An 8,757-nucleotide genomic window follows, 5' to 3' on the forward strand; every position below is an offset into this window, starting at 1 on the left:
AAAAAGCTTCGTTTTAACGGTCTTTTGCATTATAGCATATTTGAACGCAGGGCCGCACCGCTGACCGCCATTCTCGAAGCTTTCACGGGATTATTTGAAAAATCTTAAGAACGCCGCGCCTGTTGCGCAAAAGAATAGAAATCATCCGCCCCGACGATCACGTGATCCAGCAAGTCGATCCCGATCATCGCGCCCGCCGTGGTAAAGCGGTCTGTCACATCGCGGTCATTCTCGCTGGGCTGTGAATCGCCACTGGGATGGTTGTGGACCAGAATCAATTTACTGGCCTTGGCAACCAGCGCCGCGCGAAAGATCACCCGTGGATCGGCGAAAGCGGCATCGAGTCCACCACGCGCGATCTCCAGTTCCTGAATGACTTTATTTTTCACATCCAGTAGCAAGATCAAGATCACCTCCTGCCCTACACCGCGAAACCGGCGAATCATCGTCTCCCCCAAGGTCTGACTGGACAGGACCTGGCCGAAGCGAAAATACTGACGGCGCTGAACCCGCGTGCCGAATTCTGCCGCAGCCGCCAGCAGCGTCGCCTTGGACAGCCCGATGCCCGGTACACGCAAAAGCTCGGTGGCTGCGGCTTGATCGAAACCGGCCAAATTTGGAAAACGGGCGAGCAGCTCGGCAATGGTCTGGCGCAACGGCACGGCCTTACTGCCAGCGCCAAGAAGCACCGCCAGTAGTTCTTCATCGCTGAGCACGCCGGGGCCATTGGCAAGTAATTTTTCCCGCGGGCGAAGCGGCTGGGTGGCTAAGAGCTCAAGTTGTGGCATGGTCATTCCTCCTATCAACATTGGATAAAAGAAATTACGCAAATGTGCACAGCCAGTCGCCTGCCTCCGCTAAATTATTGACTCGGGCCGTGGCACTGGGCGCCGGCGCATCCAGATCGACCACCTGAAGCGCGCGCAACCCAGCGGCTCGGGCGGCTTGCACCCCGATCACAGTGTCCTCAACGGCGACGGTGGCCGAAGCTGGCGCGGATCCCGGTGTCGCGAGCGCCTGCAAATACAGCGCCGGGTCGGGTTTTTCCTTAGCGCCGTCGCGGGTGTGGACGGCTGCAAAATAATCGCGCAGGCCGGCTGTTTCCAGCATGGTTCGGGTGTACGCCGCATCTGAACTGGTCACCAGCACCAGGCGTAGCCCGCGCGTCTGAAGTCGCTGAAGCAACGCGGCAACGCCGGGGCGGGCAATTGGGACGCCAGCTTGCACCCACTGCATGACCAGCGCGACGGACCGCTCGGCAAAGACCGGCACATTCGCCGCCCCGACCAACGCCGTCATTTTCGCCAGGCCATCCGCACCGGCCGTTCCCACCAGCGGCAAAAAATCGGTGGGCTCATGGGGCACGCCCAGCTCAGTGGCGGCTTGTGCGTTGGCTTTCAAAAACAGGCGCTCCGAGTCGATCAAGGTGCCATCCATGTCGAACATCACCTGACGGATCATGCCTGTTCCCCACTGCCAAGGCCGCCAAGCAATTCCTGACGTACCGCTGAGACCAAATAAAGGGAGCCCGTGATCACGACCGGTTCATCCCCGTACTCACTGAGATGCGCGGCCAGTGCTTCCTGCCAGCTGGCAAATTCTCGCGTCCCCTCAAGTGGTGGGTAATCGGCGAGCGTTGCGGCGCGTGGATTATCGGGAACCGGCACCAACCAGAGGCGATGGTGGGTCCCTGCCAGATCTGCCACAATGGTCGCCACGGCTTTGTCTTTCAAAATGCCGGCGATCAGCGTCATCGGCTGGTGGCCGAACAAACGATCAAGGGTCTCAACCAACCCATGAATGCCTTGGGGATTATGCGCGCCATCCAGCACGATCAGCGGATCATCTGAGATTTTTTCCATTCGGCCTGGCCACTGAACCTTGGCCAACCCCTGCCGAATTTCGGCGGCGGTCAGCGGCCACTGAATGCGGTCGGCGAACCACTTTGCCGAGCGAATCGCCACCGCGGCGTTGCTCAGCTGATACGTGCCCAGCAGAGGTAACGTCAACCCGTCCAGTCGCCCGTCCGCATCAAGATAAGTGAACCGCTGCCCCCACCCATTCAGCGTCGCATGGCTCGTGGAAAATTCATGGTCGAAACGCGCCCAGTCGCTGCCTGTGGCCTGCGTTTTTGCCGCGATCACCGTCTCTGCTTCGGCCGGCAGCGATCCGGTCACGACTGGCACACCGGGCTTGATGATACCCGCTTTGTGCGTCGCCACCGAGGTCAGCGTGTTCCCCAACAGCTTTTGATGATCGAGCCCAACGCTGGTGATCACCGACACGATCGGTGTGATCACATTGGTCGAATCGGTGTCGCCGCCAATCCCCACCTCGATCACGGCGGCATCCACCCCGCGGCTGTCGAACCACCAAAAGGCCAAGGCGGTGATGAACTCAAATTCGGTCACGCCAAAATCCGGCTGGGCGGCCTGCAGCTGATGCAACGCGCCAGCTACCGTGTGATAGGCCGCCACCAACGCGGCGTCTGAGATCGGGTCGTGGTCGATCATGAACCGCTCGTTGAAGCGCATGATAAACGGCGAGGTGTACAGCCCGACTGTCAGCCCGCTTTCTTCAAGAATATGGGCCGCAGTCGTGGCGACCGACCCCTTGCCATTCGTGCCTGTGATGTGAATGTAGCGGCCGCGTTGCTGCGGATCGCCAAGTGCATGCAATAACGCCAAGATTCGCTCGTGCCCCCCTGTTTTCGCCAGCCGGGGAAACACATGGATCGCCGCCACCACTTCTTCATATTCGCTCATATTTTGCCTCCATTATCTTCAGTAAAAAAATACCACAGATCCGAAGACCTGTGGCAGGAAAAACCGTCTTAGTAGACAATCACGGGCGTCCCTAAGGAAACGGCCGCATAAAGTTTTTTCATGAAGCTTGGCGGGTTGTTCACACAGCCGTGCGAGCCGTGCTCTTTGTACCAGTCGCCACCGTATTTTGGCTGCCATGGACTGTCATGCAGGCCGACGCCGGTGTAATCGATCGGCATCCAGTAGTCGACCGGACTGGCATATTTCGTGCCATCATCATTTGTCCCGCGCAGCGTTGCGTTGCGCTGCTTGGACCAGACGAACCAGACCCCGGTCGGCGTCGCCTGTTTTGGCTTGCCTGAGACAATGTCCGATTGCAAAAGCAGCTTGCCATCTTTGTAGTAGTACTCGTGCTGATTTTTCAGATCGACTTCGACATACGTGTTGCCGATCGCACTGCCATCCGCATGATACCCAGAGCCTTGGGTCGCCACATCAAGTGTGAAATCCTTGGCCGCCTTGACTGCCGCGATCAGATTCGCGGTCTGCGTGTTCTGGGCGATGGACCAGCCATACGTGCCATTGGCCAACGTGACCGTGCCGCGCTTGGTCGACTTGAACGTCCAAGTCTTGCCATAGGTGCCGTATTGCGTCGCCAACGTCGCGACATATGCGGCTACTTTGTCCTGTGAGACATCGATCTGGCCATTTTGATACGTGACCCAACTGCGAATCGTCGCCGTGGGAATCGTGACCGTTTGATTTTGAATCTTGATCGCGCCTGTGATGTTTGTCAGATCTGTCAGTTTTTTCAGTTCGCTCGTCAAGCTGGTCGAGGTACTGGTCACGGCCGGCTTTTCGTAGGCCACTGTGGCGGACACGGTCTTTTTATCGTTCGCGATCGCCTTGCTGAAGGCCGCTGTCAGTTTCTCGGCATTGAGCTTCGTGCCTTGAACCTCTTTTTTGATGACGTACTGATCGTCTTTGGCGACGATCTCCGCATCTTGTGTCGTGGAGCGCGTTGCGTTGAGTTTCGTCGTCGCGGTTTTGACAAAATCACTGATCGTCGCGTCGTCGGCCTGAATCGCCGCCGCCCCGTCTGCATCTGAGCCAGCGAGCACGACCGCGGTGAGCCCCCAGGGGTTTTGCCGATCGAGCAGCTTGGTCAAGGTGCTGGTGAAATCGCGCTTGAGCCCAAGCTCGCTCCCAGTGGCACTGGCCAGCGTCTTGTTATTTTCCGTGATGCGGTACGTGGTCTTGGCAAAATGCGTCGTGAGCGCCTTGTTCGCCTGCGCGACATTTTTACCTGCGATATCGACCCCAAGCACTTTGGTCTCGGGCAAAAAGCGTTCCTGATAATGCAGGCTGCGCGCGGCATAGGCACCTGCCAGCACCACGACCAGCGCTGCGGCGATGCCGATGAAAATATTTTTTTTCTTCACTGGAGGCTCCCTCCCCATCAGTTCAAAAACTGGTGTGATTGTTGGTCATTATACCACAGACCACGGACCGGTAACAGGTAGTAAGCGAAAAGACGTTCGCTGACGAAAAGAAAGTTAGCTGCCTCTTCAAAGCCATTATAGCCCGCCTCCCCAAGACAAGGCAAGGAAGTGAAATTCAGGGTGCGGCGCGGGGTGTTTAGGGGTGGGCAGGTAAGTCCATCAGACGCAAGAGGCGTCCTTTGCCTCGTGTGGCTGATGGCTTAGATGTCCCACCCCTGCCCCGCGAAGCCCAACTAGGGTGCGGCGGTGCGCGGGATGGTGGGGTAGCTAACTTGGCTCGGGCGCTTGGTAGCGCACTAGGCTACCGAGTGCACGAGACAGCTAGCTACCTCCACCATGCGCACCGGAGCCCAATTCAGGGTGCGGCGCGGGGTGTTTAGGGGTGGGCAGCTCAACTCGAAGAATTCGCAGACCCACCACAGCCTCTCTTACGCTTCCTGTTTGGTCAATCGGCCGTCCGTCATTTCAAAGACCTGATCCGCAAATGGCGTCAGGCGCACATCATGAGTCACAACGATCACCGCTTTTTGCCGCGCATGCGCAAGGTCTGCCAGAAGCGCCCCGACTTCTTTGACCCGTGGGCTATCCAACGCCGCAGTCGGCTCGTCCGCCAAGATGATCGCGGGGTCCGGATAAAGGGCACGCGCGATCGCGACACGTTGCTGCTGACCGCCAGACAATTCAGCCGGATACTTACTGAGTAAATTCTCGATACCCAGTTGCGTCAACAGTTCCGTCAGGGCTTGTGGACTAAGATTGCCCTTGGGATGCACGCGGTCCACCAACTTGAATTGGTCGGCAACGGTCAAAAACGGCAAGAGGTGATATTGCTGCAAGACGAACCCGATCGCGTCTAATCGCAACGCCTCGCGCTGTTTTGCACTGCGCGCCTGATACGGCGTCCCATCGATCAAAACCGTGCCGCTGGTCGGCGTCAGGAGCCCACCGGCGATCGTCAGGAACGTACTTTTTCCAGAACCAGACGGACCGACGATCAAATTCAGGCTCCCTGCATCCGCCGCAAAGCCGACTTCATGCAAAACTTGAACCTGTGCGCTGCCCGTCCCATAGATCATGTTGACATCATTCAATTCAATTGTTGCCATCGTTATCCTCCAATCACGGCCATTGGGTCAACTTTCAGCACACTTCGCGCTGGCAAAAGTGCCCCGATCACCGCCATCACTAACAAGCCGGCGCCGACTGCCGCTAAGATCGGCACATCAAACGCCATCGGGACCGCTGCCGGCATGGCCACCGCTGTGATCACGGTCAAAACAATACCGATCACAAGGCCGGACCCGACCAACAGCAGCGCCTGACTCAGCGTACCGCCGACCAACACCTTGCTTGGAATGCTTTGCACCCGCATGACCGCGTAGTTCGGCAATTTTTGAATCGTCAGTATGTAGAGGAAAACAGCGATGATGATCAAAGAGATGATCATCAAAAACCCGATCATCAACTCAAAAGTCATGTTCTGGGCGCTATAGCCCGGCAACTCCGACACGAACTTGGCCCGGGTATAGGCGGCCAGGCCTTTGACCGAGGTTGCGGCCTTCTTGCGTGACACGATCGCACTGCCTGCCCAGCCGGCACGGAGATTTTTCAACCCCGCCCAGGCACTGAGCTGGCCATACACAACCGGCGCAATATTCATCTTGGCATTTTTCGTAAAGCCGACGATCGTATAGGGCTGGTCTGACTGTTGAGCTTGAACGTGTCGCCAAGCTTGTAGCCGGCATCCTTGAACGACTCATCGACGACCAATTCTCGGCTCGACGTCGGCTTATGGCCACTGGTCAGCGTTAGGTTTTTCGCGATGAAATCGTCCGCTCGCAAGCCGAGGAAGACCGCAGACAATTTTTCGTGGCCGCTGGCTTTTGCCACCACGGTCGCCTGGCCGACCAAGGCGTCATCCGCGGTCAGCGCACTGTCATCGACTTGCTTGGTGGACAACAGCGACTGCCCCATTTGGATATTGGCGTCCTTGCTCAAGATCACCGTCTGGGTGCCCCAGGAATCCAGCGCATCCGTATTTTCGCGGGCAAGGCCCAGCGCAAGGCTTGTCAAAATAAAGATCAGATAGCTGATCAAGACGATCATCGCAATGATGAGGCCGGACCGCAGCTTTTCTTTCTTGATCTCGCGTAATGCTAAAAACATATCGATCACCTTTTCGTTAAAATTGTGAGCGCTTCGGCCAGCTGGTCGAGGCGGGCATCAAGCGACGCCGGATCTAGGACACAGCAGCGCAGCGTCTCATGGGTCAACACTTTGGCCGCCCATTGTGCAGTATCGCCGCTTGGCTGCGCGTCAACGCCATCGCCGAGCACCGCTTCATTGTGGCGATCATGCATCGCGATCAGCGGCCCATAAGCGCTGGTCGAAAGTCCTGTCAGAAACGCGCGCGTCATCGTTAAATAGGAAGAAAACGCATCGGGTGAAGCGGCCGGCCGCCTCAGTCCCTGATGAATCTCCCGCATCGCTTGGCCAAACAGATAGCGATAGGCGTCAGGCAAGTCATCAAAATACTTATAAAACGCGCCGCGCGCGATGCCAGCATCCGCCACAATGCGCGCCACTTGGGCCGTCGCCAGCGGATAGGTACTGAATTCCTTCAGCAGCGCCGCCGTGACCCGGGCTTTCTTGTCATCACCCAAATTTTCAAATGTTTTTGAGACCATTGTTGCACCTCCAAATAAAAAGTGACACCGTGTCAACGTTGCTAAGAATACGGCGGCGGTGACATGGTGTCAACATTTATTTTGCTTTGATTATGTTTAGCGCTGTAAAGCGGCCTGGAGCCCCAGCGCTGGCCCATGCACTGTCAGCGTGAAAAAGTCTTTCAGATCGGCCGCCATCACGTCATCGGCCACGACCAACAACCCGAAAATTGTCATCGTGACATGACTGTATTGCGCGCGCATGCTGGCGACCCAATTCGCATCGAGCCGAAGTAGCCCGATCTGGAGCCATTTTCCCGGTAGGCGTTCCACGGCCCGCGGCGGGGTCAGCTGCAACTGGCGCCTGATCGCGTCTGTGAGAAAAGTCTCACGGTCTTGAGCTGCACCTGCTGCGACCGCCGCATCGATCTGCCGTAAGGTGCTGATATCGATCGATTCTTTCATCTGTCTCCTCCCCGAGCCTAAAGCCCGTACGCCGCCTTGATCGACTTGTCGGCGTGAGTGACGCCATACACCTTGATCGATGTCACCGTTTCTTGCAGCATCGACAGTGGCACATCTTGGTCGATCGTCAAAAGACCATACACCACCACCGTTGCGGTATCGCGTTTGACCTGCAGATCCGCCAGCCATTTGCAACTGATCACTTGAATCCCGATCGTGTAATACGAATGCGGCTGTTTGACCTCGCGCGTAACCAATTCATCGATCGTCGATTGCTGCTCCTGCAGCTTGCCCGCGATCGCATGTTTGAAGAAATCCGTGCGATTTTGGTAAAAGCCTTGCTCCACCAACAGATCGATCGCGGCCAGATCGATCGGCGTGACATTGAGAGTGATCTTTTCAGTTTGCGTTGCCATAATCTCATCTCCTTACCATCCACACAGATTATTATGGACCGATCATGAAAAAATTCAAGCCCCTGCCGCGACTTTTTTACAGCCGTTTTTTCGTCGCCGCACTTCCTTCCGGTAAAAACAGAAAGTGGGTCAACTATTCGGACCGGCTCACTTCGCCCACGACACTGCTGTCGCATTGTGGCACAAAAAAAGGGGCAGCCTTTTGTGCATTGGCTGTGCCCCTCCTCTATCACTTCCTCTTATTTTGACCTACGTGAGAGGGCCGCCCCTACTCTGGCTTGTTCTGACTCCACTTCAAAAACATCTGGTGCGCATACGCGGGATCCGAAAAGGCACGCTGAACATCAACGACCAATGCTTTGGCGCTATCAACATTGTTTTCGTAATCGACCTCACTGATCTGGATAACTGATTCTTGGACAATGGTCGACGCGGTTTCATCCACGACCAGGGCCTGCCAATCAGCCAGGCGCTTGGTCATGTTGCGCTTGAAGTCGTTTGGCACATGGGTCGGCGCGCCGAAGAACTGGAGCTGGGCGCGCTGCATCTCATCAAACGTGATCTGGTGATTGGCGAACCGCTGGGCAGCGAGCACCACCGGCTTTTTCTTATCATCGTCCTTCGCGAACCCCTGCGCTTCGCTGACCAACCGCCGGCGCAAGTTTGCGTCGCGCTTGAGCAACTCCGAGCCTTTCGCCGGATCGATCACGCTCCCATTGGCCAGCGTCCCAGTCACATCAGCCACATCCCCAATACTTATCTCAAGGGAAAAAACGTTTGCGTCAAATGGCATCCACACGTCATCGAACCTACCTGAAAAATCGAGATTCGAATCGAACGCCTCAACGCGGGTTGTGTCGACGTTGAGATGCTGTATATCTCTCTGGAAAATAGCCATATTTTTGCCGATCATCACCTCCGTCGACCCCCGGGTGATCACGCC

Annotated in this window: 10 protein-coding genes and 1 pseudogene; 1 reads left to right on the forward strand and 10 read right to left on the reverse strand. The window is 56.7% G+C overall.

The genetic code is table 11. The features are described from left to right. Nucleotides 1–104: 104 nt before the first annotated feature. From radC to JUE67_RS11305, 9 genes and pseudogenes are all read right to left on the reverse strand, one after another. On the reverse strand, nucleotides 105–788 hold the full coding sequence (radC, locus tag JUE67_RS11265) for a RadC family protein (protein ID WP_203627896.1): 684 nt from the start codon (nucleotides 786–788) through the stop codon (nucleotides 105–107). A gap of 34 nt (nucleotides 789–822) precedes the next feature. Then, the gene (locus JUE67_RS11270) at nucleotides 823–1,461 is read right to left on the reverse strand and encodes an HAD family hydrolase (protein WP_203627898.1); all 639 of its coding nucleotides are present in this window, start codon (nucleotides 1,459–1,461) and stop codon (nucleotides 823–825) included. Continuing rightward, nucleotides 1,458–2,765 (reverse strand): bifunctional folylpolyglutamate synthase/dihydrofolate synthase, encoded by a 1,308-nt coding sequence (locus JUE67_RS11275; RefSeq protein WP_203627900.1) that lies wholly within the window; start codon nucleotides 2,763–2,765, stop codon nucleotides 1,458–1,460. The genes JUE67_RS11270 and JUE67_RS11275 overlap by 4 nt, the downstream gene beginning before the upstream one ends. A gap of 68 nt (nucleotides 2,766–2,833) precedes the next feature. Beyond that, nucleotides 2,834–4,207, reverse strand: a complete 1,374-nt coding sequence (locus JUE67_RS11280; protein ID WP_225884285.1) for a L,D-transpeptidase family protein — start codon at nucleotides 4,205–4,207, stop codon at nucleotides 2,834–2,836. A 488-nt stretch (nucleotides 4,208–4,695) separates the two neighbouring features. Then, nucleotides 4,696–5,373, reverse strand: coding sequence for an ABC transporter ATP-binding protein (locus JUE67_RS11285; protein ID WP_203627904.1), 678 nt, complete (start codon nucleotides 5,371–5,373; stop codon nucleotides 4,696–4,698). A gap of 2 nt (nucleotides 5,374–5,375) precedes the next feature. Continuing rightward, a pseudogene (locus JUE67_RS11290) lies at nucleotides 5,376–6,433 on the reverse strand (ABC transporter permease). Between the two features lie 5 nt (nucleotides 6,434–6,438). Further along, nucleotides 6,439–6,954, reverse strand: a complete 516-nt coding sequence (locus tag JUE67_RS11295; protein ID WP_203628647.1) for a TetR/AcrR family transcriptional regulator — start codon at nucleotides 6,952–6,954, stop codon at nucleotides 6,439–6,441. A gap of 96 nt (nucleotides 6,955–7,050) precedes the next feature. Continuing rightward, nucleotides 7,051–7,398, reverse strand: coding sequence for a ribbon-helix-helix domain-containing protein (locus JUE67_RS11300; protein ID WP_203628648.1), 348 nt, complete (start codon nucleotides 7,396–7,398; stop codon nucleotides 7,051–7,053). Nucleotides 7,399–7,415: 17 nt separating this feature from the next. Beyond that, complete coding sequence (locus JUE67_RS11305; RefSeq protein WP_203628649.1) at nucleotides 7,416–7,814, reverse strand: ribbon-helix-helix domain-containing protein; 399 nt, start codon at nucleotides 7,812–7,814, stop codon at nucleotides 7,416–7,418. A gap of 44 nt (nucleotides 7,815–7,858) precedes the next feature. Between JUE67_RS11305 and JUE67_RS11310 the strand changes: the two genes are divergently transcribed. Beyond that, nucleotides 7,859–8,062, forward strand: a complete 204-nt coding sequence (locus JUE67_RS11310) for a hypothetical protein (RefSeq protein WP_203637164.1) — start codon at nucleotides 7,859–7,861, stop codon at nucleotides 8,060–8,062. A 20-nt stretch (nucleotides 8,063–8,082) separates the two neighbouring features. Here JUE67_RS11310 and JUE67_RS11315 read toward each other — a convergent pair. Then, a partial coding sequence (locus JUE67_RS11315; RefSeq protein WP_203628650.1) for a hypothetical protein occupies nucleotides 8,083–8,757 on the reverse strand: 675 nt, incomplete at its 5' end.

It is taken from the genome of Lacticaseibacillus mingshuiensis (genome assembly GCF_016861785.1).
Classification (GTDB): domain Bacteria; phylum Bacillota; class Bacilli; order Lactobacillales; family Lactobacillaceae; genus Lacticaseibacillus; species Lacticaseibacillus mingshuiensis.

What these genes read in the sequence shown, in the direction of transcription:
- radC (WP_203627896.1), bottom strand. Translation starts at nt 788, where the DNA reads ATGCCACAACTTGAGCTCTTAGCCACCCAGCCGCTTCGCCCGCGGGAA.
- JUE67_RS11270 (WP_203627898.1), bottom strand. Translation starts at nt 1,461, where the DNA reads ATGATCCGTCAGGTGATGTTCGACATGGATGGCACCTTGATCGACTCG.
- JUE67_RS11275 (WP_203627900.1), bottom strand. Translation starts at nt 2,765, where the DNA reads ATGAGCGAATATGAAGAAGTGGTGGCGGCGATCCATGTGTTTCCCCGG.
- JUE67_RS11285 (WP_203627904.1), bottom strand. Translation starts at nt 5,373, where the DNA reads ATGGCAACAATTGAATTGAATGATGTCAACATGATCTATGGGACGGGC.
- JUE67_RS11295 (WP_203628647.1), bottom strand. Translation starts at nt 6,954, where the DNA reads ATGGTCTCAAAAACATTTGAAAATTTGGGTGATGACAAGAAAGCCCGG.
- JUE67_RS11300 (WP_203628648.1), bottom strand. Translation starts at nt 7,398, where the DNA reads ATGAAAGAATCGATCGATATCAGCACCTTACGGCAGATCGATGCGGCG.
- JUE67_RS11305 (WP_203628649.1), bottom strand. Translation starts at nt 7,814, where the DNA reads ATGGCAACGCAAACTGAAAAGATCACTCTCAATGTCACGCCGATCGAT.
- JUE67_RS11310 (WP_203637164.1), top strand. Translation starts at nt 7,859, where the DNA reads ATGAAAAAATTCAAGCCCCTGCCGCGACTTTTTTACAGCCGTTTTTTC.